Here is a 25,904-nt window from a genome sequence, read left to right as displayed (position 1 = left end):
TGGTAACACAGTGCGTAAAGAAAGGGTTCTGCTGGCCGCATGTCGGTATATACCATCGCGATAGCCGGAGGTGATATGACTTTGGTGTGTCAACACGACCACATGCACGTCATCGTCCACGGCGGCGCGGGCAGTCCACCGGAATCGCCGGCCGACCGGCGGGAAACGCTCACTGATGCCGCTGAACAGGCAGCGAAGTCCGAGCGGCCGATAGATGCGGTGGTGAGCGCGCTCCGCCCACTCGAATCGAATCCGGCGTTCAACGCCGGCGTCGGCGGGGCCGTCCAGAGCGACGGCGAGGTACGGACCGATGCCGGGCTAATGACCGATGACGGGCAGGCCGGCGCGGCGTGTGCAATGTCCGGCGTTGTACACGCCGCGGACGTGGCCCAGGCTGTGGGAACTGAGACGCCCCACGTTCTCATCGCTGGCGACGAGGCCGTCGATTTTGCGGCGGGCACTGGCGTCGAAACCGGTCGCGACCTCACGACCGCGGAGACGCGCCAGCGATACGGGGCCGCTGACCCGCCCGACGGCGGACCCGCCGACCACCTCGAATGGGTCCATGAGCATTTCAGCGGTACCGACACCGTCGGTGCGGTTGCGACCGACGGGGACCGGCTCGCAGCGGCCACGTCGACCGCCGGGCGCTGGTTCGCGCTGGCCGGTCGGGTCGGCGACGTGCCCCAGATCGGTGCCGGCTTCTACGCGGACGACCGCGGCGGCGCGAGCGCGACCGGTGAAGGGGAGGCCATCGCCCGGTTCGGGCTCGCCCGCCACGCGGTCGAGCAATTAGACACGTACGGCCCGCGACAGGCCGCCGAGGAGGCGATTGCGGACTTCGAGGACGCCACTGACGGGCGCGCCGGCGTCATCGTGCTCGACCATGCCGGCCACACAGGTGCCGAACGGAACACCGCCGCGATGCAGACCGCGAGGCGATAATCAGAGGGAAACCCCTTTGCCCGCCACCGACTAACCGCCGTGCATGACTGACGTGGACTTCGATTCCGAGCAGTACGAGAAATGCCGCGAAGCGGGCGAGATTCTGGCACAGGTACGCGACGAGGCGGCCGAACGCGTCGAGGTTGGCGTCTCCCATCTCGAAATTGCCCAGTGGGCCGAGGACAAGATCCGGGAGCTGGGCGGCAAACCGGCGTTTCCGGTGAATATCTCCATCGACGAGGAGGCGGCCCACGCCACGCCCGAACGCGACGACGACGCCACGTTCGGCGAGGAGATGGTCAACCTCGACATCGGTGTCCACGTCGACGGGTGGCTCGCCGACACCGCTGTCACGGTCGACCTCTCCGGGCAGGACGAACTCGCCGAAGCCCCAGCAGAGGCCTTAGACGCCGCGCTGGACGTTGCCGGCCCGGGTGTCGACGTGGGTCAGATCGGCGCAGCCGTCGAGGAAGTCATCGAGGGGTACGGCTACAACCCCGTCGTGAACCTCACCGGTCACGGCCTCGGCCACTGGGAGCAACACACCCAACCGAACATCCCGAACCGCGAAGTGGCGCAGGGTGCGACGCTGAACGTCGGCGACGTGGTCGCCATCGAACCGTTCGCCACCGACGGTCGCGGCAAGGTCCAGGAAGGGGCCGACGAGGAGATCTTCGCCCTCGAACGGGAGGGCTCAGTCCGGAACCGGCAGGCCCGACAGGTCCTCGAACAGATCACCGAAGAGTACCGCACGCTGCCGTTTGCCGCCCGCTGGCTCGACTCGCCGCGAGCGGAGATGGCGCTTCGCCGCCTGAAACAGCAGGACATCGTCCACGGCTACCCTGTACTCAAGGAACAGGACGGCGCGTACGTCAGCCAGAAGGAACACACCGTCATCATCACCGAAGACGGCTGTGAAGTGACGACGCGCTCGCGGTAATACGGTTCCGAAACGACGAGCGACTGTTTTCAACTACTGTCAGTGACTTCCCCCGTGATCCGTGTGAAAGGGTGGGGTGTGTATGCCACACGGCCCGTTACCGCGTGGCGTATTGAAAGCGGTGGGGTGGGGGGTGTGTGGCCACGCAGTCAGAGACCGCGTGGCGTACGGAAACGGTGGGGTGGGGGTGGGGTGTGGGGATGGTCAGGCGTTGTTCATCCGCGTGGACGTGGTCGTACCACAGATCTGACACTCGCTGACCCGGTACGGCTCACGGGAAAACGCCGCGTTTTCGCGTTTATCGGACTCTGTCTGTATCTGGACACGTACGGCGTGAGGTGTCTCGCGGTCACACGTCGAACAGTGTTCAGCCATGTCAACGCCGTCGTTTATCGCTGCCATCCCGTCTGATACAAGCCGGGTAGATAGTATAAAAACAGCCCTCCGTTCTGGTCCGTTCAACACTGTTTATCGCCAGACTGCAGCCGGTTTTCACCGGTTACGGCTTCAGAGCCATGGAGAACGTTTAATTGCGGTCCTGCGGCTGTAGAAACCGGTCTGTGGCCGTGAACGGCCAACACTTTTATATGTGACTTCCGCGGCAGCAGTCACGTCGTTTTTGCTGGTGGGTCGACAACTGGCGGTATGGACAAGGTGTTCGCGCCGTGGCGCATCGAGTGGGTCGAACGCGAGGAGACGAACCCCGACGTCGACTGCGTGTTCTGTGCCTTTCAGGAGGGGGACGACGACCGGGCGAACAACCTCGTGGCGCGAAGCGACCACGCCTTCGTCCTCCTGAACAACTACCCGTACAACCCCGGGCACGTGATGGTCATTCCCCACACCCACACCGGCGAGTACGGCGACCTCGACGACGAGACCCTGCTCGATCACGCCCGCCTGAAACAGCGGACCTTCGACGCCCTCGAAACCGCGCTGTCCCCGGACGCGTTCAACGCCGGGCTGAACCTCGGCGGGTCCGCGGCCGGCGGCTCGATTGACGACCACCTCCATACCCACGTCGTCCCGCGATGGAACGGCGACACCAACTTCATGCCGGTCGTCAGCGACACGAAGGTCATCGTCGAGGCCGTCGAAGACACATACGACCGACTGTACGCCGCGTTCGCGTCACAGGACGGGACGACCGTTCCCGACGACGGGGCTGTCCGAATCGACTGAGACGGTCGGTTCCGGTGTTGGTGGGGAGACCCCGTGTGGAACTGCACCGGTGTCGAAGCGGCTTTGACGGCGGCCCGACAACGGGGGAGCAATGTCACGCCGCGCGACGCTCAGGCGGGTCGGCCTGCTCGTTCTCGGCGTCAATCTCCTTCTCGTGCTCCTGAAAGCCGGCGTCTGGCTCACCACCGGGAGCTTTGCCGTTCAGTCCGAGGCGATTAACAGCGCCGCCGACACCGCCTACTCGCTGGTCATCGTCGCCGGGCTCTACCTGACGACGCGCCCGCCTGACTTCGAGCACCCCCACGGCCACGAGCGCATCGAGCCGTTCGTCTCGCTGTTCGTCGCCGCCGGTATCTTCGCCGCCGGCGGTTTCGTCCTCTGGAACGCCGGTACTGCGCTGCTGACCGGGAACATCTCAGTGACACAGGGGCCGGCCGCAGTGGCCGTGCTCGCGTTCTCGGCCGCTGCGAAGTACGGCCTCTACCGCTACTGTCTCCGCGCGGGCGAGGACCGCAACTCCCCGGCGCTCGTCGCGACGGCGAAGGACAACCGTAACGACATCCTCACCGCGGGGGCGGCACTGGTCGGCGTCGCCGGCGCGATGGTCGGCTACCCCATCGCCGACCCGCTGGCCGCGCTCGTCGTCGCCGTCGGGATTATCTACACCGGTATCGAGGTCGTCCAGGACAACGTCACCTACCTCGTCGGCGGCGCACCGCCGGAAGACCTCCGCCGTGAAATCCTCCGCCGCGCCCTCGACCACCCGCAGGTCCAGGGCGCACACGACGTTATCGCTCACTACGTCGGCCCTGAAATCGACGTGAGCCTCCATATCGAGGTAGAGGGCGACCTGACGCTGTTCGAGGCCCACGACATCGAGACGGCGGTCATCAAATCTATCGAGGAACTCCCCGAGGTCGACGACGCGTTCATCCACGTCGACCCGAAGGAACTCGGCGAGTGGAAAGACGACGAAGAAGTGGAACGGCTCGCCGACCTGGAGTGACGTTTTAGTAGCCGCCGTGCCATGAAATAGCATATGAGCGACGACTCGACACGGTTCGCGCTCGGACGACTGTTGTTCGGCCTCGGCGTGGCCCTCCAGGCCGCTGAGGACTTCCGCGACATGGAAGACGCTATCGAGTACGCTGAATCGGCGGGTGTTCCCGCGCCGGACCTGCTGGCCCCGCTGGCCTCGGGGATGATGCTGGTCGGCGGGTTGGGGACAGCATTCTGGCGGCTCCCCCGCGTTTCGACCGGCGCTGTCGCCACGTTCCTCGCCGTCGTGACCCCGACGATGCACGATTTCTGGAACGCCGACCCGGACGACCGGGGCGGCGAGCGCCTGGCCTTCTTCGGGAATCTCGCGATGTTCGGCGGGGCGATAGCGTTCCTTCGTGAAGCCTACAGCGGCGACTGACGGTGCAGCCGAATCCCAGTGAAAACTCGATCCGACGGTCCGCTTAGTCCGCGACCTGTGCCCGCTCGATTGGCTCGCCGAAGGCGTACACGGTGTTGTGGCTCGTGATCTCCACGTCGACCGTGTCGCCGATTTGGAGGCCGCGCTCCTGTGCATCGGCGATGACGACCTGCCGGTAGGCCTCGTCGTAGCCCACCAGCGACTCGTCGGTGCCGTCCTCGACGAGCAACACCGAGGACGTGTGGCCGACCATCTCCTCGTAGGCCTCGGCCATCAGTTCCATCTTCGCCTCGCTCATCTCCTTCGAGCGGTCCTTCTTCGTCTGGCCGCCAAGGCCCTTCATATCGGCGGCGTCGGTGCCGGGACGCTTGGAGAAGCGCGTGACGTTGATCTTCTCGGGGCGGGTCTCGCGTAGCAGCGCCATCGACTCCTCGTGGTCGGCCGGCTTCTCGGTCGGGAAGCCGACGATGAAATCCGTCGACAGCGTCCAGTAGTCCAGGTGGTCGTCAAGCGTCTCGACGACCTCCAGGTACTCCGAGACGGCGTGCTGGCGGCGCATATCAGCGAGTACGTCGTCGCTGCCGGACTGGACCGGCGCGTGGATGAAGTTGTACAGCTCGTCGTGTTCGGCGAACACCTCGGCCAGTTCCTCGCGGACGCCGTGGAGCCCCTTTGGGTTCGCCATCCCGACGCGCACCCGGAACTCGCCGTCGATGTCGGAACAGATGCGATCAAGTAGCTCCGGCAGAAGACTCGTTCCCTGATTCGTGTCCCAGCCGTAAACGCCGGTGTCCTGGCCGGTGATGCGGATCTCTTTCGCGCCGGCGTGGACCAGGGCGCGGGCCTTCTCGACGTTCTCCTCGACGGTCGGGGATTCGATGCGGCCGGTCGCCTGCTTGGTGATGCAGTACGAGCAGTCGGACATACAGCCCCGGGCGATGGGGAGGATGCCGACGACCCCGTTGAGCACCGTTTCGGTATCCGGCGTGACCGTCGGGCACTCGCCGTTGAGGACGTACTGGGGCACGTCGTCCCAGTGGAGCACTTCGGCGTCGATGTCGGCGCTCTGGAACTCCTCGCCCTGGGCGAGCGCCATACAGCCCGTGATAACGAGGTCAGCCGGCGTTTCTTTATCGAGTTCTTTGGCCCGTGCGAGCATGTTGCGTTCGGTCTTCTCAAGCACCGTGCAGGTGTTGAGGATCGCCACATCGGCGGACTCCGGCCCGTCGGCGGGGTGGTGCCCGCCCTCCCGGAGCGCCTGCTCGATCTGCTGGGTCTCACCTCTGTTCGAGGTGCACCCGTACGTCTCGATGTGATACCGGGCCATTCAATCGAACACTATCGCCAGGACGGCAAAAGGGCGACGGATTGGTCTGGTCAGTAGCCGTCGCCTGTGTCCGCGTCGTCTCGGTCTGTCTCCGGTTCGGATGTGGCGTCACCCTCTGCCCCGTCCTGTGTCGCTGCCTGCCACTCCCGAACGATAGTATCGCCGCTCGATGCACCGATCCGCTCGGCCCCAGCCTCGAACATCGTCTCGGCGTCGGCCCACGACCCGACGCCGCCGCTGGCTTTCACCGGGAGGTACTTGCTGAGGATCTCCACGTCGTGGACCGTCGCGCCGCCCTCGCTGAACCCCGTCGCGGTCTTGAGATACGCGGCATCAGCGTCTGCGACGAGTTGCCCGACCCGTTCGAGTTCGTCGTCGGTAAGCAGCGGCGCTTCGACGATGACCTTCACGGGAACCGGGACGCTGGCGACGACTTCCGTGATGTGGTCGCGGACGGCGTCGTCCTCGCCGGCCTTGAGGAGGCCGATGTTACACACCATGTCCAGTTCGTCGGCCCCGGCGTCCCAGGCGAGTTTGGCCGCCTCGCAGACGCCGTCGGTCTGGCCCTGTCCGTGGGGGAAGTCGATGACGGCCGTGAGCGGGACGTTCGCGTATTCCGTCGCCAGCGGGAGCGCCCACGGCGGAATACACGCCCGCATGCCGTACTGTAGCGCCTCGTCGAGGCAGGTCCGTACGTCGTCCGGCGTCGTCGTCGGGCCGAGGACCGTGTGCTCGATACGGTCTGGTACGTCGTCCATACCGCGGACTGAGGCGTGGTGTGTACGTAAAGACGGCGGGCGACAGCCGCGATGGTCACTGTGACCTTCTCAGTTCGGCTACCTTCGAAACCGCTGCCAAAGAACGCCATCGACGCCGATAATACCAACGCCGGTCGCGTTCGGAAGTTTTTCCCTCGTCGGGGTCGGCGTGGGGGACATGGTATTGCCTTCGGGGTTAGCGCTCCCGCCGCTCGAGTACACCGTGGCGCTGCTTGCAGGCACGCTCGTGGTGACAGCGCTGTTGTACGCCCTCGAACCACCGATCGACCAGCGGACCGTGGTGGCCCTGACGCCGTGGATGGCGCTCGGCGGTGCACTCCACGCCTTTCACCAGCCACCTATCGAGGCCTACCGGCCCGTCGTCGCGCCGCTGTTTGGCGCACCGGCGGTGTATCTCACGACCTTCGTCACGCTAGGCGTCGTCTGGATCACGCTGACGCTGTTCAGCGTCCGCCGCGGCCACAGCGAGACGATTTCGCGCAACCTGGGGCTCATCGGGACCGGACTCCTGACGGTGTTGCTCGTCATCGGCGTGGTGATGGCGCTGGAGTCCGGCCTGCTGGGACTTATCTGGCCGACCGTCGCCGTCGTGGTCGCAATCGTGGTCACCGCTGTGACGGTACTCGCGGTCGCGCTGTGGCGGACGCCGGTCGTGGTTCGGATGCGCTATGCGGCCCCGACGGTCGTGTTCGCCCACATGCTCGACGGCGTCTCGACGGCGGTCGGCGCTGACGTTATCGGCATCACGGAGCGCACCCCGATCCCGGCCCGCATCATGGAGTTCGCCGGCACGCTCCCGACGGCCCCGTATCTCGGCAAAGGCTGGCTGTTCGTCTTCGTCAAACTGCTGGTCGCGTTAGCGGTCGTCTTCCTGCTGGACGACTACTTGGAAGCAGACCCCGTCGAAGCAAGTCTTCTCCTCGCACTCGTGACCGCCGTCGGTATCGGCCCGGCCACGAACAACATCGTCCTGTTCCTGTTCAGCCCGGTCTGAATGTCACGCTATTTCGACGACTGACCGTCAAGCTGCTCTGCTTGTTCCCGTTCGAGCCGCTGACAGCCGAACACGAGCGACTCCGGAATGGCCGCTACGTTCGACTGGAGTGATTCGAACACGATAGCCACCTCGTCGAACCGCGGCCCGCGACCGGCGACCAGTGGCTCGGTGTCCCACGTAACGAACCCGAGGTCCGAAAGCATCGGCAGGTGACAGTGGTGCAACTCCTGGCGAAGGACAGTCGGATTGCGCGGGACGTTGGGGTTTACCGCACTCTCGGGGAGCGGCACTGTCTCGCCAGGTGGGGCGTCCGACAGTGCGGTGATGAGCTGCCGCCGCGGCTCGGATGTAACGGCCTTGAAAACCTCGTCCCAACGCTCGATCACCTGTTTGCCGTTCTGATAGCGAGATCGTGACATGGTATAACTTGACATATATGACGGGGTACTGGCATATATATGCCATGGTGTAAAAGCCATCTGAGAGGGACTCTAGAGGGCGGTTTGCACCTGCTGTGCCGAGATGGCACGCTAACGGGTGCTGGGGTGGGTTTTATCAGCACCATCTATCCAGAACTGTCGCTTATCCCACCATTTGGGTACATGACACAACGCTCATTGGCGCCGCGAGCGAGGGGCCAAACGTGCTTGATTACCCCCTCTCGCAGTGGGTGTTCGTCTGTGTCGTCGCCGGCGCGTTCGTGGGTCTGTTGGTGAACATTCCGATGGTGACACAGGACGAGGGGTACCTCCCGGCGTACGTCGCCGCCGCCGGACTCACCCGCGCCGATCCGGCCGCCGTGAGTCGCCCCCTCGCCGTTCTCGTCCATCACGTCACTGCCGTCGTCGCGGCGCTGTTGTACGCCGCGGTCGTGGCCGGCCTCTCGTTTACACTCCCGACCGCGATTTCGGTCAACGGGATCCCACTGATACCACACGTCGTCGGTGCCGCGGGCGTTACCGCGTTCATCTACTACTTTTTCGCCCGCATCGCCATGCCTCGCTTCGGCGGCAGCCTCCGCGACCGGGGTGACGAGATCATCCAACAGTGGGCGCTGACGGCGTTCATTTTCGGTACGGCGCTCACGCTGTTCGTTCCGGTGCTCGTCACACAGCTCTGAGCTACTTGCTCCCGACCCGTTTCGAGAGGTTCCTGTAGGCTCCGAGATACAGGAATACGGTTGCTAACAGCGCGAACGGGGCGATAAGGGTCCACGAGGGGCCGTCCGGCGTTCCCGCGTCGACGGTGTACCCGGTCAGCAGTCCGAGGGCGACACCGGCAGCCACGGCGATACCTGCTGGCCCCCGCATCCGCCTGTCGAACAGCGAGATATCGTCCGCCATACGTCCTCTCTCTCGGGCGTCCTACCTCACTGTTGCGACCGACGAGAATCCACTGAATACTAAACAGTTCCGGCCGACGGAGCCTGTATGGCGAAACAACCCCATCTACTCGTCGAACCGGGTGACCTGACAGACATCGCGCTCGTGCCGGGCGACCCCGGACGCGTCGACCGCATCGCGGGCCTCTGTGACGACCACGAAGTCGTCGCCCAGAACCGCGAGTACAAACTCGTCAACGCGACCTACGAGGGCCGCGAGCTGACGATCTGTTCGACCGGCATCGGGTCGCCGTCGACGGCCATCGCCGTCGAGGAACTGGAGGCGGTCGGCGTCGAGACGCTCATCCGCGTCGGGACGACCGGCGCGCTCCAGAAAGGTATCGAGATCGGCGACATGGTCGTCGCCAACGGCGCTGCCAAGGACGAAGGGACGACCGGGCGCTACGAGTCCGACACTGTCCCGGCCGTGCCGGACTACGACGTGCTCTCGTCGCTGGTCGATGCTGCCGAGGCGAACGACGAGGACGTACACGTCGGTCCCATCGCCACGGACGACGCCTTCTACGCGGAGACTGACGAGTACATCAACGACTGGGAGGCCGCCGGCCTGCTCGCCGTCGAGATGGAGGCCGCCGCGCTGTTCTCGCTGTGTCGACGCAAGGGACTGCGCTCGGGCGCGATCTGTACCGTCGACGGGAACCTCGTCGAGGGGACCCAGAAAGGCGAAACCGAGGCCGAGGAACTCCCCGAGAAAGCCAAGAACAACGTCGAACGCGCCATCGAAATCAGTCTGACGGCGACCACGTCGCTGTAGGCGTCGGACTGTCGGATCCGTGAGATCGCCTGCTGAGGCTGTCGGACCCGTGTGAGCGGCCGGTCGAACCGTTTTCCGGCGGAGGGCTTAACAGACCCTCTCCCTAGCAAAACTGTATGCTCGACCAGTTCCGGAAGCGACTCCACGCGGCTGCCAGACGACTCCGGCGGGTCGAGCGCCGCGAACTACAGGATTTCAGACGGTGGGCCGAGGTGACCGAAAACCTCGTCCATCTCTCCATGCTGGTGTTCGTGCCGTTGGCAATCGTGCTGGTGACGACGCTGGCGAACGCCGTCCCACAGCTGAGCTTCCTGCTGTTCCCGCCGCTTGCAGCGGGGTCGTACACGCTCTTTGTCGACCCGACGAGCAAGTACTCCGATCCGAAGCGGTTCGTCGCGGGACTCACCATCGGCGCGGTCTGTGGGCTGGGCGCGCTCGCCGTTTCGAACAGCTACCTCACGGCACCGGGCGGCCAGTTCGGCGTCAACGCGCTCGGTGCCGGCCTCGCCGTCTTCGCGACCGGCGTGGTCACCTGGCCGCTGGACATCGAGGAGCCGTCGTCGTACTCCACCGCCTTGCTGGCGCTGCTGGTCGAACCGGCCCAGGGAGCGACGTTCGTCGCCAGCATTTTCGTCGCCAGTTCGCTCGTGGCCGGCCTCTTTGTGGTCTGGCGCGAGGAGTTCTACGAGCAGCGGGCGACGTACCTGTACGAGTCGATGTCCGGCGACGACCACGTCCTCGTCCCGATGCGCGGCGAGTCGGCGGGCCAGACGGCTATGCTGGGCGCGCGGCTCGCGGCCGCCCACGAGGCCGGCAAAGTGGTCCTGCTCGATATGGTTTCGGACAGCGACGCCGCCACGACCCAGCAATCGCTCATGCGGGATACGATACGGCTCGACATCCGGTCGGAGAACGGGTCGGAGCCGCCGTCGGCCCGGACCCGTCTCGTCGGCGACGGCGGCGACCCGGCCAACGCGTCGGTGTCGCCCGATCAGACCGACCTCGAAGCGGAAGTCGACTGGCTGGAGACCCACGCCGAGCGGATCGAGACACGAACGGGCGTCTCCTGTCAGGTCGTCGTCGCGAGCGACAACGGCTCGCCGGCGAAGACAACGCTGCAAACCGCGGCGGAAACCAACTGCGACCTCATCGTCGCGCCCTACGAGAGCCGTCACGGGGCGCTGACGCCGTATTTACAGCGGCTCTTCCGCAGTGAGAGCGACATCGTCGTCCATCGGTCCCGCAGCGACCGGACACGCTGGAAGCAGATCCTCGTCCCCGTGCGGTCTGTCAGCGACGTGGCCCACAACATGGTGGATTTCGCCACGCGGCTGGCCGGCCGGAGCGGGCGGGTCGCCGTCGCGACCTGTATCGGCTCCCGCGGGGACCGCCGCCGGGCCGAGGAGATGCTCGCGGACCTCATCGAACCGTACGAGGGGGCGTTCGAGACGCGGGTCCCCCGGACGGACATCCAGACGTTCCTCGCCGATACCGGGCCGCAGTACGACCTGGTCATGATCGGTGCGAGCCGCGACCGGAGCAAGGCGTCGCGTTTCATTTCGCCGCCGACGTTCGAACGGCTGGAAGATGTGGAGACGGACGTCGCTATCGTCGACCGCGGCCGGGCCTAGATATCCGCGTCGTCCTCGTCGCGCACGTCGAGCAGGTGGTCGGCGATGTTCTCCATTCCCTCCCGTCCCAGCGCGGACTGGACGATGAGATGCCCGCCCAGCACCGCCGGGCTGATGACCGTGTCCGCGCCGGCACGACGGAGTTTCTCGATGTTCTCGCGGTCGGTCGCCGCGGCGACGATGTTGACCTCGGGGTTGAGCGTCTTCGCTGTCAGGATGCCCAGCGCGTCCTGGGCGTCGTCGTTCGTCGCCGCGACGACTGCCGCGGCGTCCTCGATCCCGGCCCGTTGCATCGGCTCCTCGTCGCTCGGGTCCGCGGTCAGGACCGCGATGTCCCGTTGTTGGAGCCGCGTAGCCGTCTCCGTGTCCGGCGTGATGACCACGAACTCTATCGCGTCGGTCAGTTCCTCGATAATCGGTTCCGTCAGATCGCCGTGGCCGAGCACCAGTACGTGGTTCTCGAGCAGGTCCAGTTGTGCGTCAGTCATGTTTCCGAGTGCCTCCGAAAGCCGCTTCTCGATTGCCGGGCCCAGCAGCGACCCCAGCGCGATGGCGAAACTGGCCGTCCCGAGGACGACCACCGACATGCCGAACAGTTTCGCTTGCTGGGTCCTCGGTGTCATGTCGCCGTAGCCCACGGTACTCGCCGTGACCAGCGTGTAGTAGAACGCGTCGGTCGCCGTCGAGAGGTTGACGAACTCATCGCGCAGCGCGTAGGAGCCGGCGGTCCCGTACATGAGCGACCCTAGCAGGGCGGCCCCGGCCGCCAGCTGCGCCGTCGAGAGGTCGATAGGCCGGTCGAACCGGTGGCGGTTCAGCAGCATCGTCGGCAGCGAAACCAGCGAGAGGACGATGAGCGGGTACGAGACTGTCGAACTCGGCACGGTGCCGATAAGCGGAATCGACACTGCCGACTGCTGTACGAGGCCCTGGATCGCTGCGACGGGCAGCAGGACGACTGTCGCGTACCACGCGACCCGCAGACGACGGCGAAGCCCGATGACGCTGATGAGCAGCGTAAACCCCGTGAGCGCACCGGTAAAGCCAGCGGTCCGCTGGATACTTCGCGGAATCAGATCGCCGAGCGGACCGCCGATTGACACGGCGCTGATGTTGACGACGCCGGTGACGAACGACAGCACCGCCACAAGCACCGGCAACACGATGGTCGCACGTGCACCCAGCCAGTCCCGCGGTCTGTCCATACCCATCCAGATTACAGCGGTCGGTGTAAATGTACTGTCCGCGGGCCGGAAGCGATTTACTACCGGCCACGCAGAGTGGGGACATGGCATCGCTCCCGGTCGAAGTGTTGATGGGGATCTATCTGGGGCTGTTGGTGGGGGTGATACCGGCGCTCGTGTCGTGGGCGCTGGGGTTCAGTTTCAAGTATTTTACCGGCATCACCGTGCCGGGGTTCGGTGTCGTCGTGCTGGCAATCGCACTTGCCGGCGTCAGCGGGGGGCTCATGGCGCTGGCGGACAAGTCGATCACGCAGGCCCCCAACGCCGAGCGGATCATTACTGCGATCATCCTCGTCGGGATGGTGTCGCTGTACGCACACAGCAAGGGCGACCAACTCGGCGCGAACTTCCCCAAACGGCTCTCCCTGCAGGGGCTGCGCGAAAAGAAACTCTCAGCGGACGTGGTCGAACTTGTCGGCGGCCGCAACGAGGTCCGGATCCACGTTCTCGGCGATGTGACCGACATGGAGGGGTATCCGCCGCTGCCGGAGCCACTCCGGGCAGAGATTCGCAACGAGGAGTGGCGGTTCCCGGCCGACCTCCGCATCGGCGAACTCGAACGCCGGATGGAGGAGCGGCTGAAATCGGAGTTCGACCTCGGCGACGCCTCCGTCTCAATCGACGAACAGGGGCGAGCGACTGTTGTCGCCGCGCCGCCGTTTTCGGGCCTGTCGAAGCGCGTGGGCGACAACCGCCACGCCGTCTCGGTGGACGCGCTGTTGCCGACCGGCCTCGCTCGTAACGACGAGGTGACGGTGCTGACCGAGGACGCACAGGTCCGGGGGACCGTCGTCAGTGCCAGATCGACCGCCTCAGCCGATGAGATCCCCGCCGAGACCCCGTCGGAACCGGAAATCGCCGACGCCGAGGCATCCCCGGCGCCGGTCCAGGCACCGACGACCGACGGCGGTGAGGGGCGGCTCACAGTCGCTGTAACCCGGACGGACGTGCAACCGCTCCTGCGCTCGGCCCAGCCCAAGGTCGTGGTCGAACCCCGCGGGACACACCGGGAGTACGAACTCGTCTCCCTGCTCCGACGGGCCGGCAGCCGGTTCCGCCGGCTCACGGTCCGCGCCGACGGCCCGCTGGACGGGACGACACTCAGGGACGCCCACGTCCGGGAGGCCTACGACGTTGCTATCGTCGCCATCCGGACGCCGGACGGCTGGCAGGTCGCGCCCCGTGGCGATGCGGCCGTCGAAGCCGGCGACGAACTGTACGCGATCGGCCGCCGCGCCGATCTCGACGCCTTCGTGGAGGAAGTCGCATGACACCGCTCGGCCCGACACTGCTCGCACAGGTCGGTGCGAACCTGCAACTGGGGGCAGTATCCCAGTCGCTGGTCGAGGGAGTGGTGTGGCTCCTCGCGATTGCAGTCCTCGCCGCGACGCCGGCGGCCGCTATCGCCGTCTTCTACCGCTGGTACGTCCGCGAACGGATCCAGACCGGGCTGGCGCTCCTGTTCGGCCTGACCGCGGTCGTCCTCGTCATCGGTGCGACGACCGCGCTCAGCGAGGTCATCCTCGGCGACGAGGACGTGCTGGCGGCCGGCGCGGTCCTGTTGAACCTCGCCGCGTTCCTCGCCGGCGGCGTCGGAGCCTACGGCGGGCTGCGCATCGGGGACCGACTGGGCGTCGACCTCTTCGCCGCGACCGGCGGCCGGAACATCGACGCCGACGTGAGCGAAATCGTCCAGACCGTCGGCCGCGTCACGTCCGTGCGACTCCCGGACGATATCGACGACATCATCGGGTACGACCCGATGCCGGAGGAGACCAAAGAGACACTCGCCAACCGCCGGTTCCTCTTCCCCCGGCGGCTGACGAAAGACGAACTCCGGGATCGGCTGGTCGTCCGGCTCAAGACCGACTACGGCGTCGGCCACGTAGACGTCGAACTGGCCGACGACGGCAACGTCGACTACCTCGCCATCGGCTCGCGGGCGGCCGGTATCGGCCCGACGCTGCCGCCCTCGACGAACGCCGTCGCCATCCGGGCGGACCCGGCCCATGCCGCGAGCGCCGGCGATCTGGTCCAGGTCTGGGAGCAAGCGCCGGCAAAGCGCGTGCTCACCGGCGAGCTCCGGGGCGTTGCCGACGACGTGGTAACGGTCGCTATCGACGCCGCCGACACACCGAAACTCGACCCGCACACGCAGTACAAGCTCGTCACGCTCCCGGTACAGGACCGCTCGGACCGGGAGTTCGCCTCGCTGCTCCGGGCGGCCGACGAGACGATGGGCACTGCCACCGTCGACCCGGGGAGCGCGCTCGACGGCGCGCCGGTGGGCAGTCTGGCGGTCGCCGTGGTCGCGATTACCCGCGACGACAGCGCGCCGGAGACGATTCCGTCCCGCGAGCGCGTGCTGGCGGCCGGCGACACTATCTACGCAATCGCCACGCCGGACGCGTTGCGGCGGCTGGAGCAGGCCACGGACGGCCCCGGTGACACAGCCACGACAGCGGCTGTGGCGGACGAACCGGACGACGATCTTGATGATGAAGACGGCCAGTCAGGTGCGCCTGACGGGGACGAACAGACCGACGGGACGGCGAAACCAGCGGCCGACACGACTGATGCCGATGCCACCGACAGCGCGGAGGCTGTCGACGCAGCCGAGACCGATGCCGATGCCACGACCGACACCGCCGCTGCGGAGAGGACGGCTGACACCGCTGCTGATGCTGATCTGGCTGATATCGGCGCTGCCGACAGGACGACCGAGTCCGGCGATGAGTCCCCGGACGACGATCCGCTGGAGGCGCTTCGGAACGCCGACGTGGAGGACGCGGACGACGATCTGACCGCGGACGAGGCGTTCGACGACCTGCCGGCGGACGACGGCGACGACTCCGTCGAGGTGTGGGACCCGGAAGAACGGATCAGCGAGGCGGACGGCGAGACTGCTGCCGACGTGGTGGCTGACGACAGCGACTCGGCGGACTCCGAAGCGCCGGCCGAGGACGGAGACGGCGTCGACGACGAATCGGCCGCTGCTGACGATTCGGAGAAGCCAAACTGAGAGGCGGGTACCGTTACTGCCAGATGCACGCCGTCGCGGACTGTCCTTCTCCGGTCCACCTGAACGGGCCGGACACACCTCGGTCCGGAACCCTCTTTTGCCGGACGCCCGGAGTACGGCTATGGAGTGGAAACTGTTCGCACACCTCCGCGACGCGGCCGACGGCCAGTCGGTCAGCGTCGATATCGAGGGGGACGCCACGGTCGAAACGGCGCTCGATGCGCTGCTCGCGGCGCGACCGGCGCTCGCCGAGGAGGTGCTCGACGAGAACGAGGAGTTGGCCGACCACATCCGGGTACTCGTCGACGGCGAAGACCCGTTCACCGCCGGCGAGGGGCTGGCGACAGGAGTCGACGAGGAGACGGAACTCGCGTTGTTCCCGCCGGTCAGCGGCGGCTAAAGCCAGCGACCGTCGCGTTAGTTTCCTACTGGCCCCGCCACCGTCACGTTCGAGACGACGATGCGGACGCCGTCCTGGTACTCGGTATCGAGTGTCACGTCCCAGCCGTGGGTCCGTGCGAGCATCCGCAGGTTCGGGAGCGTCATTCCGGCCTCCGCGTCCGGCATCGCGCCGCCGTACTCGAAAAAGGCCTCCGCCGCTGTCTCGCCCGCCGGAGTCCCGTCGTCGGTGATGACGATCTCGTCGGCCTCCCGCTCGACGGTGACCGTCGACGCGCCGTTGTGTGCCGCGAACGTGAACCCGCTCTCGAAGAGATCACGCAGGCGGGTCGGATCGGCGATGACCTGCCCCTCCACGTCGGCCGCCATCCTGAGCCCGTCGGTGTCGGTACGCCTCCAGGCTCCGTCGACGACCGACTGGAGGTCGACAGCCGTCGTCTCGTCGATTGTCTGCCCGTGTCGAGCCAGCGTCGCGAGTCCGTCGACGATCTCCGACATCCGGTCGGCCGTCTCGGACGTCGACTGGAGCGATTCCTTCGCCAGATCGACCTTGCCGCGGTCCAGGGCGTCTCCGGCGACGGAAACGCGGCCGGTGATTATCTGGAGCGTGTTCAGAAGCTCGTGCCTGATCGCGGTAGCGAACCCCTCTAGCTGCTCGTTCTGTCGGTCCAGTTCGCGGCGACGCCGTTCGCTTTCGGTCACGTCGGTGAACACGAGCATCCGGCCGATGTCGACCTGTCCCAGCGAAAACGAGGTGTCGCTGACGAGGTAGTACTCCGCACCACCGCCACGGTTCCGTTCGAGAATCTGCTCGTCCGTTTGCAGTATCTCTGAAACGGCCGGCAACACCGTCTCAAGCTGCTGGCCGCGGCTACCGGCCAGTGCCGGGAAGAGTCGCTGTGCCTCGCCGTTGGACTCCTTGATCCGGCCGTCGTCGTCGAGGTACACGACGGGATCGTCGACGCCGTCGGTCAACTGCACGGCGAGAAACGCCCCGTCGTAGACGTAGAGAACACCGACTGCAAACAGCGCGACGCCCAGCGGTTCGTGATTGATGTCGAGCAGGATATCGCTGACGAACCCGACGATGTCGAGCACTGCTGGAATCGCCGTGATGCCGACGAGAACACCGAGCGGACGGGTGTCGTAGTCGGCTTCGAGGAACAGTTCGAACAGCATGAAGAAGCCGACGGTGACGAGCGCGTAGGAGAGCCCCGTCACGACCCAGTGAAACACGCCGTGTGTGATTGCCAAGTGCGGGAACGGGTCGACGACGAACTGCGTGGCGAAGTAGAGCCCGTGAAGCGGATTGGTCAGCTTTACCGTAACGATAGCGAGATAGAGGCCCACGGCGACCACACGGTACAGCCGGTTCCGGTGGAAAGCCCGGCCGGTGTACGCCGAGCAGAAGTACAGCCACGCGCCGACCGTGGCGAGGCCGACAATGAGGCTGCCGAGGTAGAACGCGTACCCCAGTGTCCCCGGCGTGAGCAGGAAGCCGAGTTCCAGCGCTGCCCAGCCCCCGCTGCAGAGGAGCAGCCCGACCATCCCACGGCGCGTGTCGGGGTCCTCGATGCGGGTCGCCCTGTGGAGTCCGACACCGCATCCGACTGCTGCGAGAGCATACACCGCGACGTACGTGAGAAATGCCGGAGAACTCCCAACCAGATCCATCTAGTAGCGGTATGGCTGGTATTTGAATGAGTGTTGTGTCCGCGTTATCGCTCATGATAACTCTTCGAGGCCGTCGATCTCGAACACGAAGTCCGGGCACTCGTCGATGTTCCCGCCGGCGTACGCGGCCTGGGCCACGTGGCGTGGTGATTCGGGGATGAGGACGCGCGTCGCGTCAACGCCGAGAGCGGCTGCGTCGGTAGCTATCGCAGCGAATAACGCCCGCGCAGCGTCGACGTCGCTCCACACCCCGACCGCGTACTCCGCGAGCTGTTCGCCGTCGGCTTCGGTCGTCCGGACGCGAGCGGCTATCCCCCGCGTCACGTCCTCACCAACGGTCAGGACCGTCTGTTCCGTCGCCAGACGGTCGAGCCGCTCCCGCGTCAGCGTCGACAGCGCCCAGCTTTCACCGCTGTCGAGCGCGAGGCCGGACAGTACGTCCCGCCCGTCGCTTTCCCGCCAGAAGCCCCACGCTGCCGCCGGGTCGCTCCCGACAGTCATCCTCGGTGTCACGTCTTGCGGATCGGGGTGTGCAAAGCGGAACGACGTGACCGGTTCGAAGCCGGCGGCCAGCGACTGCCCGAGGCCGGCCTCGTTCCAGGAGAACACCATGTTTCGGCCGACTGACGCGCCGGCGTCGGCCGCCCAGTCGATGAGGCGCTCGGTCAGCTTCGTCCCGAACCCCTTCCCCCGGTGGGCCGGGTCGACGCGCATGCCCTGGAACCACGCCTCGGTGTCGGTGAGCACGACGGCCTGACAGAGGGCGACGGCCTGGCCGTCGACGTCGACGACGAGGGTTTTCCGGTCCGGGCCGTCGGCGTCGACCCAGTCGTCGAACACGTCCGGGATGTAGTCGGACAGCCCGCGCTCGGGCCAGACATCGCTGGTCAGTTCGACAACGTCGTCGTAATCGTCGTGACGCGCGGTCCGAACAGTCGGCGACATGCGGGCAGACTCTCCCGCGATGGTGAAAAAGGGTCGCTTCGGTGGCCCTGTGCGGGCTCTTTCGCCCCCACTCGGGCTACTGTGCCCGGTTCGGCGCTACAGCCAGGGCGTCGACCGCTGTTGAATCTCGCCGGCCAGCGGCTCCTGGATGGTGTCTGCCACGTCGTCGCTGTTTGCCAGCGCCCACATGAGCTTGACCTTCGCCGTGCCGGGGAGCATGTCTTCGCCCTCGATGACGCCGGCGTCGAGCAGGTCTCGGCCGGTGTCGTAGACGCGGTCACAGACCCGCCCTTCGAGACACTGGCTGGTCATGACCACTGGGATATCCAGCTCCTCGATAGTCCCGATCCAGTCGGTGTTGACGTGGCCCAGCCCGGTCCCTTCGATGACGATTCCGTCACTACTCTCGGCGGCCGCTTCGAGCAGCGCGGTGTCCATCCCCGGCGAGAACTTCAGTAGTTCCACGTCGGTTTCGATGTCGTCGTGCAGCGCCAGGTCGACGGCGTCCCGTTCGGTGTACTCCCGGCGGAACGTGACCGTACTCTCGCCGTCGATGTCGTAGTCGACCTCGCCCAGCGGCTTCGCCCCGACCGTCTCGAAGGCGTCCCGGCGCGAGGTGTGGTTCTTCCGGACGCGGGTCCCGCGATGCAGCGCACAGCGGTCGTCGGACTCGTCGGCGTGCATACAGACCAGCACCTCCGCGCAGTCGCTCGTGGCGGCTTCCACCGCCGAAACGGCGTTCATCACGTTGTCCGAGGACGGGCGATCCGCCGAGCGCTGGCTGCCGGTGAAGACGATGGGGACCGGCGTATCGAGCATGAACGACAGCGCCGACGCGGAGTACTGCATCGTGTCGGTGCCGTGCATGACGACGATGCCGTCCGCGCCAGCCTCGATCTCCTCGTGGACCGCCTGCGCGAGGTCCTGCCAGACCGCCGGGGTCATGTTCTCAGAGAGGATGTTGGCGACGACGCGGCCGCGGTAGTTCGCCATCCCTGCCAGATCCGGCACCGCCCGAAGCACGTCCTCGGCGTCGAACTGGGCGGTCACCGCGCCGGTGCGGTAGTCGACCGTCGAGGCGATGGTCCCACCGGTCGAGATGAGCGACACTGTCGGGAGATCGTCGTCGAACTCGATTTCAGAGGTCCCCTGTTCGCCCTGTGCGCTCTCGACGTCGTAGACGTCCGACTCTAGCACGTCGACGGACGCGTCCTCGCGGTCGATACCGACGTTGTACCCGCCGTCGAGCTTGACGACGAGGTGGTCGGGCGTACTCGACGGGAGCAACACGCCCTCGTAGGTCTGGGCCGCGCGCTCGACGCGGACCCGGTCGCCTGCGTTCATGCGCGGCACTTTCCGCCGGTGGGACTTGAACCCACTCGTTTCGGTGTGCTTCGCGGTGAGTCTTGGCCCGTACTGTCGGCGTGTCTCACCGCGACTGCCCTCCCTGTGACACTTACCTCCTATCCGGCGACCCTGAGAGAGCAGCGTTGTGACTGCAGCCCACGGACAGTGTCGTCCCACAGCGTTATCCCACTCGACACTCACCTAACAAGTATGGCAGACAACAAGAACGGCCGCGAAGCCCAGGCTCGAAACGAGGAGCGCCGCCAGCGGGAGCGCGCTATCGCCGAGGAGCTTGAGCGCGCGGACGAACCCGAGCCGCCGGTCGATCCGACGGAACTCGCGTACTTCGAGACGGAACTCGAAACGATCGAGTTCCCGGCGACAGCGGCTGACGTGGTCGCTGCGGTCGGCGATAAGGAAATCGAGTCCACTGAAGGGACGTACACTGTTGCGGACCTGCTGCCCGATGCGGAGGTCGAGTCCTTCGAATCGCCAGCCGAGGTCCGGACCCGGGTCCAGCGGCCGACGGTGGCCAGTGCGATGAAACGCGTCGTGGAGGCCGCCGACGAATACCAAAGCGCGTCATTTGGCGCCTCACAGCGTGACGGCTACGAGCGGACGTTCCGGGAACTGCGGGCTATCGACGCGGATGACGACGACGAGGGCATCCGGGTCATCGCTGACTGGATTATCGAGCGTATCCACGAGAAAGAGAAGCTCCCGGGGTCCCGCGACGTCCGCCGACAGGCGGCGAAGTTCTGCCGGTCGAACGACTACTCGGTGCGCAACGACGAGTGGCTCGGTATCTGAGCACCATCAGCACCACTACCCTGACTGCCGGCGGACCCCACAAGGACCATACCACTCGCGGTCCCACACTCGATATGGCCGAACGAACCGAGGAACGGACCCGCGACGCAGAGACGTCGGGCAGTGACCTCGGTCTCGACATCGGTGAGACGGAGTCGACGGAGACTGACGTTGCTGTCGGGGAATCGCACACGACAGAGCCCCCTGTGGCTGACTCCGATACAAAAGAAGGCGGCAGCTACTTTTCACTCCGGGCGCTGCTGTTCGCCTTCGGTGCGGTCGGCGGCGGAATGGTGCTCGGCGGGCTGATACCGCTCGTACCCTTCACCGAACTGCTTGGCGTTTTGCTGGGTGGGTTCGTCTACGGGCTCCTCGCCAGCGAACGCCGATATCTCGAAATGGGGATCGCTGGTGGCATCAGCGGCGGAGCCACGGCCGTCCTGTCCCTCCTGCCGCAGCTCGCTGCGGGGTTGAACGGGACCAAGCTGTTCGCTATCGCCGGCGGCGTCGGTCTCGTTCTCGCGCTGGTCGGGCACTACTTCGGTCGTGACCTCCGTGACGGGCTGACGAAAGATATCTAGACGATTTCCCAGCCGTCGTCGGTCCGTTCGACCACGTCGTCGTCCGCAAGGCGAGTGAGTGCTTCCTCGACGATTTCCGGCGGGGCTTCGATCTCCCGGGCCAGTGCCGGGACGGTGTCGATGCCGTTCGCGAGTCCGCTGACGAGTTCCGCGTACAGTCGTCCGTCGCCGTTTTCGAAGCCGGCGTCGATCCGGTCCCGCACGTCGGTCATCCGGGCCTGTACCCATCGCTGGGCCAGCGACAGCTCGTTCTCTAACTGCTGGAGATGCGCTAACTCCTGTGCCAGGTCGTGAAAGTCCCCGTCGGACGCGGCACCCACGTCGATCGAGAGATGACGACACGAGGGCATTTCGAACTCGGGATTTGCCGGATACGCGCTCTTGGTACCGAACTCGTAGGGGGAGACGCGGACCTCAAGACGGAGGTTCCGGGCGATAGAGAAGTATTTCCGGCGCTGGTCGTCGGTGCGGGACTCGATGAGCCCGGCGTCTTCGAGCTTCTGGAGGTGGTCGATGACAGCTTTCGGGCTGACGCCGATGTATTCGCTGATTTCCGTGACGTAGCAGGGTTTGTGTGCGAGTAGTTTGAGAATCCGCCGGCGGTTGGCGTTTCCAAGGAGATTGAGTAACTCGGCGGAGTCCATCGATACGTAGGTAGCGGGTCACGGTTCAAAAGCATGACTCTCGTCGGGTGGTTTGCTGACGCGTCACCCGGCTACGCTAGTTGGTAGATCCACGACGCGCTCTGTGAGCCGCTGTTCCCGTTCCCCTGGCCGCTTCCGCCATTACCACCGGTTCCCTGCCCGTTATCATTTCCCTGGTTTCCTCCGTCATCCGCGTTATCGTTGTCTCCATCGGAAGTGTCGTCGGACCCATCGTCACTGCCAGAAGCGTCGTCAGAACCATCGCTACTGTCAGAAGTATCGTCAGAATCCCCGTCACTGCCAGAAGCGTCGTTAGAACCATCGCTGCCGTCAGCGGTGCCGTCAGAATCCGTCGTGTCGGCTGAGTCCCCGGTGTCGTCGTTGTCAGAAGCGTCATCTGAACCAGTGTCGTCTCCGGCGGTATCGTCACTGCTATCGCTCTCGTCCCCGTTTCCCTCGCTGTCACCGCTCTCAGTACCGGATTCGTCGCGGTCCGTGTTGTCGGTACCTCGTTCTACACCCTGCTCAGGCCCGTTCCCCGCTCCCTGGTTCCCGCCGTCGGACTCGCCGGTTTCGTTTTCGCTGTCGTCGGGCGCGTCATCCGGTGGCTCTCGGTCGCTCTCGTTTCCCTGTTGCCCGGGGGCATCGTCGGGCGGTCCCCGTTCGCTCTCGTTCGCACCCCGTTCGGGCGTATTCGCTGGTGGTCCTCGTTCGCTCTGATTGACCCCAACGTCGTCGGGCGGTCCCTCGTCACTTCGATTGACTGGGGCGTCGTCCGGTGGGCCCTGCTCACCTGGGCCGGCGCTATCCGGCGGTCCGGCGATTCCGCGCGCAATCGACGAGACCTGCTGGCCGGAAAGCTTGCTGGCGTTCTGCTTCAGGCGCTCCAGCGCGGTGTCGTCCACGCCGGTTTGTTCGGCAGCCGCGTCGGTGTCGTTGATCGCGGTTTGCAGCCCCTCGATCTCCGCGACGAGCCGGCTTCGCTGGGCCACGTAGGCCTGCTCTGAGAGCGAGCCGTTCTCGTATCGCTGCTCGAGCGTGGCGTTGCGCTCCTGTAGCCGTTCGAGCCGTCGTTCGAGCGAGCCGGTTCGATCCGTGACTAGCTCGGCTCGTTCGGTCCCGTTCGATTGGTTGTAGGCCGACTGCCACATCCCGTTCTCGACCGTGTCGTTCGCGGCGGCGGAGTTCGACTGGAGGAACGCTGTGAGCTGTGTTCCCATTCCGCTAGCAGAGTCGTTCTGCGTGGCCACTGTCTCCGTCGTGGTTTCCTGCGCTGTCACGGCCGGGAGGCCGACAGCGACAGTCCCGACGATGACCAGCACTGTGAGGAGCGTGGCCTGGCGTGGGCTCATTCGTACATCTACCTCTGCCCTCCCACATCAAAAAGAAACGCCTTCGTTCGTGTCGTTCACAGATACCTGAAACAACCACAGATAGTCCAAGAGTGTTTAAACTGTTCTCTGAGTCGGCTTTTCCGATGGCAGGAGTCGCCAGGCGATTCCCACCGACAGTACCGAGAGTGCGACAGTGGCAAGCGGCAACACGAGGCCCGGATCGTACCGCAGCGGCGGGTGATATCCGAAGCCGTAATCGAGCACGTCGTTGCCGAGGGCCAACACCAGCGCAGTCACGAGTGCTCCCTTCGTCGTCCGCGCGTAGTGAGGGACTAACAGCCCCTCGGCGACGAAGCCGAGGTGGGTGACGATGATGCCGAAATACGCCCACGGGGCCGGAAAGTAGGCGTCGAAGCCGATGTTTAACGCCACGACGGTCCACAGCCCCATCTTGACCAGCCAGACCAGCGCAATAGTGTGGAGGTACGCGAGCGGCACCGTCAGCGGGACCTCGTCGAGCGATCTGCCGAGGAAAGGAAGAAGGGTGGCCAGCGACAGCGTCATCAGGAACAGCGCGGCCGGCGAGTCGGCGTACAACGGCCAGAGAAACGTCGAGACCTCGGGCATCGTCTCGACGTAGTACCGGACGCCGACGAGCATCGCGACGGCGTTGACGACCAGTAGCCACACGAGACTCGGCGTCTGCTCAAGGTAGTACCGTGCGTAGCGACGTGGCAACGGCCCCCGCTGCTCGCTCATGGGTCGATTCGGGGTCGCTCGCGGCAAAGCCCTGTCGGACGGGAGTCGGAACCCAATCCGCGCTGTTTGCACGACGGCAAAAGCGTGCCGGCGAACACTTATGTATGTCAATGACACACATTCGGGTGTACCGATGTTCGAACAGTTTTCGCGCGGATACTACCTCGGCCGCCTCTACGTCGAACCGAGAGACGACGCGGCGGCTGCGATGTGTCGCGAGCAGCACAAACGAGTGAACGAGCAGTTGTACGCCTCCGGCGAGGGGGTCGAGCGCACAGATTATCCGCTCGTAATGAAACTCGGTTCCCAGCACTTCGCCGTCCACGGGGACGAACAGGTCCCGGCGGACACGCTTGTCGTCCCCGAAACGATGCTTGAGAACGCCAACGTCCGGAACCCGCCCAGCCTCGAAGAGGTGTTCCTGGCGAAGGCGGACCACGCCGCACAGCTGCTCTCTATCTCAGAGGGGACGCCGACACTCCCGGACACCGCCGTTTGATGGCGTAGAATCTCCGCTCCGGTAGCGGTCGCCGCTGCCACCGAGCGGGCAGAAATCGATGCACTCCTCGAGGGCCGGTATAAGTAGGTTATACGCTTAAGCTACAGACCAATGCGGTCTGGGAGCTTCTACGCATCCGTATGTCACAGCGAAACCACGACGACGACCGGAATCGCGCAACGGAATCCAAATTCTACCTCCCCGCCGGAGTCACCCTGTCGTCCGAAACCAGTTGGTTCGGCCGTCTCTGGGCCACGCTGTTCAACCACCGCGTCTGAACTGACAGTATCGCTGTGTGGGAAAACGTCGCCCCGGCGGTGTCCATTCCGAACATCCATCTCAGGGTGACCCCCTCAGGATTAGCGATATAGTCCGGACGTAAGAAGACAGACAGCGTCACTGTGTTCAGATACCGTCCAACCGACTCAGTTAAGCTACCGCACAGCTATCGTTACAACCCCGGGAGCAAGAATTACAGGACTGGTTTTTACCAGGTATCTCGAACATAGGGTCAATCGTACGTTTCAGCGCACTACATCACAGAACATGACCGATATCAAGGCGGTCGTCCGGGCCGAACATCCTGACATAGTGCTCACAGAGACCGTCACTCACGACCGAAGCTCGAAAGTCAGGTCGGTGTCAGAGGCAGGGACAGACCCGACGTCGGGGAAGTTCTTCTATCATATCGAATCGTCTGACTTCCAGCAGTTCGAAGACGGATTACGGAATGACCGCACTATCGGTGGGTTCGAACGAGTCATCGAAACCAGAGACGGGGAAGCGATCTACAGCTTCGAGTACACGGACGAAGCGAAGATCCTCTCCCCGGTAATTTCGACCGCGAACGGCGTCATCCTCGACATGGAGAACGACGGGAGCGCCTGGATTCTAACAGTATGGATGCCTGACCGAACGGACCTGGGTCACCTCTGGGAGTATGCACAGGAGAATGGCATCGACATCGATCTACTGCGCGTGAACGAATACGCCAGTTTAGGCAAGACGGACGCTGGGTTGACCGACAGCCAACGAGACGCGCTCCTCGTCGCGCTCGAAACGGGGTATTTCGAAGAACCGCGGAACGCAACCCTCAGTGAGGTTGCCGCCGATCTGGATATCTCTCAGCCCGCAGCCAGCGGGCTCCTCCGACGTGGCATCAAGCGACTCGTCATCTCCTCCCTGCTGGATGACGGTGACACGCCAGACTGACCGGCGGTTCTTCGATGCAGTGACGGCCCGGGAAGTCACTTTTAAGCCCGTCCCCGT

At 65.2% G+C, this 25,904-nt stretch carries 29 protein-coding genes; 17 read left to right on the top strand and 12 right to left on the bottom strand.

The window, feature by feature from the left end; all coding sequences use genetic code 11:
* Positions 1 to 102 precede the first annotated feature (102 nt).
* Complete coding sequence (locus ACY9XZ_RS02855; RefSeq protein ID WP_463455982.1) at positions 103 to 945, top strand: isoaspartyl peptidase/L-asparaginase; 843 nt, start codon at positions 103 to 105, stop codon at positions 943 to 945.
* Between the two features lie 43 nt (positions 946 to 988).
* The gene (map, locus tag ACY9XZ_RS02850; protein ID WP_463455565.1) at positions 989 to 1,885 is read left to right on the top strand and encodes a type II methionyl aminopeptidase; all 897 of its coding nucleotides are present in this window, start codon (positions 989 to 991) and stop codon (positions 1,883 to 1,885) included.
* A 204-nt stretch (positions 1,886 to 2,089) separates the two neighbouring features.
* Here the strand turns inward: map and ACY9XZ_RS02845 are convergent, their stop codons facing one another.
* Positions 2,090 to 2,287 (bottom strand): DUF7835 family putative zinc beta-ribbon protein, encoded by a 198-nt coding sequence (locus tag ACY9XZ_RS02845; RefSeq protein WP_004518623.1) that lies wholly within the window; start codon positions 2,285 to 2,287, stop codon positions 2,090 to 2,092.
* Positions 2,288 to 2,530: 243 nt separating this feature from the next.
* Between ACY9XZ_RS02845 and ACY9XZ_RS02840 the strand changes: the two genes are divergently transcribed.
* The 3 genes from ACY9XZ_RS02840 (at position 2,531) to ACY9XZ_RS02830 (ending at position 4,487) form a co-directional block, all read left to right on the top strand.
* Positions 2,531 to 3,067, top strand: coding sequence for an HIT family protein (locus ACY9XZ_RS02840; protein ID WP_463455564.1), 537 nt, complete (start codon positions 2,531 to 2,533; stop codon positions 3,065 to 3,067).
* Between the two features lie 91 nt (positions 3,068 to 3,158).
* Complete coding sequence (locus tag ACY9XZ_RS02835) at positions 3,159 to 4,073, top strand: cation diffusion facilitator family transporter (RefSeq protein WP_463455563.1); 915 nt, start codon at positions 3,159 to 3,161, stop codon at positions 4,071 to 4,073.
* A 33-nt stretch (positions 4,074 to 4,106) separates the two neighbouring features.
* Complete coding sequence (locus ACY9XZ_RS02830; RefSeq protein ID WP_463455562.1) at positions 4,107 to 4,487, top strand: DoxX family protein; 381 nt, start codon at positions 4,107 to 4,109, stop codon at positions 4,485 to 4,487.
* Between the two features lie 43 nt (positions 4,488 to 4,530).
* Here ACY9XZ_RS02830 and ACY9XZ_RS02825 read toward each other — a convergent pair whose 3' ends face one another.
* The gene (locus tag ACY9XZ_RS02825; protein ID WP_463455561.1) at positions 4,531 to 5,814 is read right to left on the bottom strand and encodes a tRNA (N(6)-L-threonylcarbamoyladenosine(37)-C(2))-methylthiotransferase; all 1,284 of its coding nucleotides are present in this window, start codon (positions 5,812 to 5,814) and stop codon (positions 4,531 to 4,533) included.
* 50 nt (positions 5,815 to 5,864) lie between these two features.
* The gene (gene deoC, locus ACY9XZ_RS02820) at positions 5,865 to 6,572 is read right to left on the bottom strand and encodes a deoxyribose-phosphate aldolase (protein WP_463455560.1); all 708 of its coding nucleotides are present in this window, start codon (positions 6,570 to 6,572) and stop codon (positions 5,865 to 5,867) included.
* 178 nt (positions 6,573 to 6,750) lie between these two features.
* Here deoC and ACY9XZ_RS02815 point away from each other — a divergent pair, with 178 nt between their 5' ends.
* A complete protein-coding gene (locus ACY9XZ_RS02815) occupies positions 6,751 to 7,587 on the top strand; it encodes a DUF63 family protein (RefSeq protein WP_463455559.1) in 837 nt (278 codons plus the stop codon).
* A gap of 8 nt (positions 7,588 to 7,595) precedes the next feature.
* On the opposite strand, the gene ACY9XZ_RS02810 is transcribed toward ACY9XZ_RS02815, so the two are convergent.
* Positions 7,596 to 8,009, bottom strand: coding sequence for a hypothetical protein (locus ACY9XZ_RS02810; RefSeq protein WP_463455558.1), 414 nt, complete (start codon positions 8,007 to 8,009; stop codon positions 7,596 to 7,598).
* Positions 8,010 to 8,233: 224 nt separating this feature from the next.
* Between ACY9XZ_RS02810 and ACY9XZ_RS02805 the strand changes: the two genes are divergently transcribed.
* Complete coding sequence (locus ACY9XZ_RS02805) at positions 8,234 to 8,710, top strand: hypothetical protein (RefSeq protein ID WP_463455557.1); 477 nt, start codon at positions 8,234 to 8,236, stop codon at positions 8,708 to 8,710.
* Between the two features lies 1 nt (position 8,711).
* Here ACY9XZ_RS02805 and ACY9XZ_RS02800 read toward each other — a convergent pair whose 3' ends face one another.
* Complete coding sequence (locus ACY9XZ_RS02800) at positions 8,712 to 8,933, bottom strand: hypothetical protein (protein ID WP_463455556.1); 222 nt, start codon at positions 8,931 to 8,933, stop codon at positions 8,712 to 8,714.
* A gap of 87 nt (positions 8,934 to 9,020) precedes the next feature.
* On the opposite strand from ACY9XZ_RS02800, the gene ACY9XZ_RS02795 reads away from it, so the two are divergent.
* Positions 9,021 to 9,746 (top strand): nucleoside phosphorylase, encoded by a 726-nt coding sequence (locus tag ACY9XZ_RS02795; protein WP_463455555.1) that lies wholly within the window; start codon positions 9,021 to 9,023, stop codon positions 9,744 to 9,746.
* Between the two features lie 116 nt (positions 9,747 to 9,862).
* Entirely contained in the window at positions 9,863 to 11,377 is a 1,515-nt protein-coding gene (locus tag ACY9XZ_RS02790; RefSeq protein ID WP_463455554.1) for an HPP family protein, read from the top strand.
* Here the strand turns inward: ACY9XZ_RS02790 and ACY9XZ_RS02785 are convergent.
* Positions 11,374 to 12,582 (bottom strand): NAD-binding protein, encoded by a 1,209-nt coding sequence (locus ACY9XZ_RS02785; RefSeq protein WP_463455553.1) that lies wholly within the window; start codon positions 12,580 to 12,582, stop codon positions 11,374 to 11,376. The genes ACY9XZ_RS02790 and ACY9XZ_RS02785 overlap by 4 nt on opposite strands.
* Positions 12,583 to 12,611: 29 nt before the next feature.
* On the opposite strand from ACY9XZ_RS02785, the gene ACY9XZ_RS02780 reads away from it, so the two are divergent.
* From ACY9XZ_RS02780 to ACY9XZ_RS02770, 3 genes are all read left to right on the top strand, one after another.
* Positions 12,612 to 13,892: a potassium channel family protein gene (locus ACY9XZ_RS02780; protein ID WP_463455552.1), complete on the top strand. Its 1,281-nt coding sequence runs from the start codon at positions 12,612 to 12,614 to the stop codon at positions 13,890 to 13,892.
* The gene (locus ACY9XZ_RS02775) at positions 13,889 to 15,643 is read left to right on the top strand and encodes a TrkA C-terminal domain-containing protein (RefSeq protein WP_463455551.1); all 1,755 of its coding nucleotides are present in this window, start codon (positions 13,889 to 13,891) and stop codon (positions 15,641 to 15,643) included. The genes ACY9XZ_RS02780 and ACY9XZ_RS02775 overlap by 4 nt, the downstream gene beginning before the upstream one ends.
* Positions 15,644 to 15,764: 121 nt before the next feature.
* Positions 15,765 to 16,043: a ubiquitin-like small modifier protein 1 gene (locus tag ACY9XZ_RS02770; protein ID WP_463455550.1), complete on the top strand. Its 279-nt coding sequence runs from the start codon at positions 15,765 to 15,767 to the stop codon at positions 16,041 to 16,043.
* A gap of 17 nt (positions 16,044 to 16,060) precedes the next feature.
* Here ACY9XZ_RS02770 and ACY9XZ_RS02765 read toward each other — a convergent pair whose 3' ends face one another.
* From ACY9XZ_RS02765 to gatD, 3 genes are all read right to left on the bottom strand, one after another.
* Entirely contained in the window at positions 16,061 to 17,716 is a 1,656-nt protein-coding gene (locus tag ACY9XZ_RS02765) for a histidine kinase N-terminal 7TM domain-containing protein (RefSeq protein ID WP_463455549.1), read from the bottom strand.
* A gap of 51 nt (positions 17,717 to 17,767) precedes the next feature.
* Positions 17,768 to 18,661, bottom strand: a complete 894-nt coding sequence (locus ACY9XZ_RS02760) for an N-acetyltransferase family protein (RefSeq protein ID WP_463455548.1) — start codon at positions 18,659 to 18,661, stop codon at positions 17,768 to 17,770.
* 96 nt (positions 18,662 to 18,757) lie between these two features.
* A complete protein-coding gene (gene gatD / locus ACY9XZ_RS02755; protein ID WP_463455547.1) occupies positions 18,758 to 20,005 on the bottom strand; it encodes a Glu-tRNA(Gln) amidotransferase subunit GatD in 1,248 nt (415 codons plus the stop codon).
* A gap of 213 nt (positions 20,006 to 20,218) precedes the next feature.
* Here gatD and ACY9XZ_RS02750 point away from each other — a divergent pair, with 213 nt between their 5' ends.
* Together ACY9XZ_RS02750 and ACY9XZ_RS02745 are read left to right on the top strand one after the other, a co-directional pair.
* Positions 20,219 to 20,818, top strand: coding sequence for a DUF5789 family protein (locus ACY9XZ_RS02750; protein WP_463455546.1), 600 nt, complete (start codon positions 20,219 to 20,221; stop codon positions 20,816 to 20,818).
* Positions 20,819 to 20,892: 74 nt separating this feature from the next.
* Positions 20,893 to 21,399, top strand: coding sequence for a hypothetical protein (locus ACY9XZ_RS02745; protein ID WP_463455545.1), 507 nt, complete (start codon positions 20,893 to 20,895; stop codon positions 21,397 to 21,399).
* On the opposite strand, the gene ACY9XZ_RS02740 is transcribed toward ACY9XZ_RS02745, so the two are convergent.
* The 3 genes from ACY9XZ_RS02740 to ACY9XZ_RS02730 form a co-directional block, all read right to left on the bottom strand.
* Positions 21,396 to 22,043, bottom strand: a complete 648-nt coding sequence (locus ACY9XZ_RS02740; RefSeq protein ID WP_463455544.1) for an ArsR/SmtB family transcription factor — start codon at positions 22,041 to 22,043, stop codon at positions 21,396 to 21,398. The genes ACY9XZ_RS02745 and ACY9XZ_RS02740 overlap by 4 nt on opposite strands.
* Before the next feature lie 71 nt (positions 22,044 to 22,114).
* Positions 22,115 to 23,395: a hypothetical protein gene (locus ACY9XZ_RS02735; RefSeq protein ID WP_463455543.1), complete on the bottom strand. Its 1,281-nt coding sequence runs from the start codon at positions 23,393 to 23,395 to the stop codon at positions 22,115 to 22,117.
* Positions 23,396 to 23,491: 96 nt separating this feature from the next.
* Positions 23,492 to 24,136 (bottom strand): DUF1405 domain-containing protein, encoded by a 645-nt coding sequence (locus tag ACY9XZ_RS02730; RefSeq protein ID WP_463455542.1) that lies wholly within the window; start codon positions 24,134 to 24,136, stop codon positions 23,492 to 23,494.
* 133 nt (positions 24,137 to 24,269) lie between these two features.
* Between ACY9XZ_RS02730 and ACY9XZ_RS02725 the strand changes: the two genes are divergently transcribed.
* The 3 genes from ACY9XZ_RS02725 to ACY9XZ_RS02715 all read left to right on the top strand — a co-directional run bounded on the left by ACY9XZ_RS02725 (position 24,270) and on the right by ACY9XZ_RS02715 (position 25,847).
* Complete coding sequence (locus ACY9XZ_RS02725) at positions 24,270 to 24,635, top strand: DUF5802 family protein (RefSeq protein WP_463455541.1); 366 nt, start codon at positions 24,270 to 24,272, stop codon at positions 24,633 to 24,635.
* 140 nt (positions 24,636 to 24,775) lie between these two features.
* A complete protein-coding gene (locus ACY9XZ_RS02720) occupies positions 24,776 to 24,913 on the top strand; it encodes a hypothetical protein (RefSeq protein ID WP_463455540.1) in 138 nt (45 codons plus the stop codon).
* Positions 24,914 to 25,181: 268 nt separating this feature from the next.
* The gene (locus tag ACY9XZ_RS02715; protein WP_463455539.1) at positions 25,182 to 25,847 is read left to right on the top strand and encodes a helix-turn-helix domain-containing protein; all 666 of its coding nucleotides are present in this window, start codon (positions 25,182 to 25,184) and stop codon (positions 25,845 to 25,847) included.
* Positions 25,848 to 25,904 lie beyond the last annotated feature (57 nt).

Source organism: Haloarcula sp. HT12 (assembly GCF_055271655.1).
The sequence above is the reverse complement of the archived record's forward strand: the minus strand, read 5'-3'. Positions and strand labels throughout refer to the sequence as shown.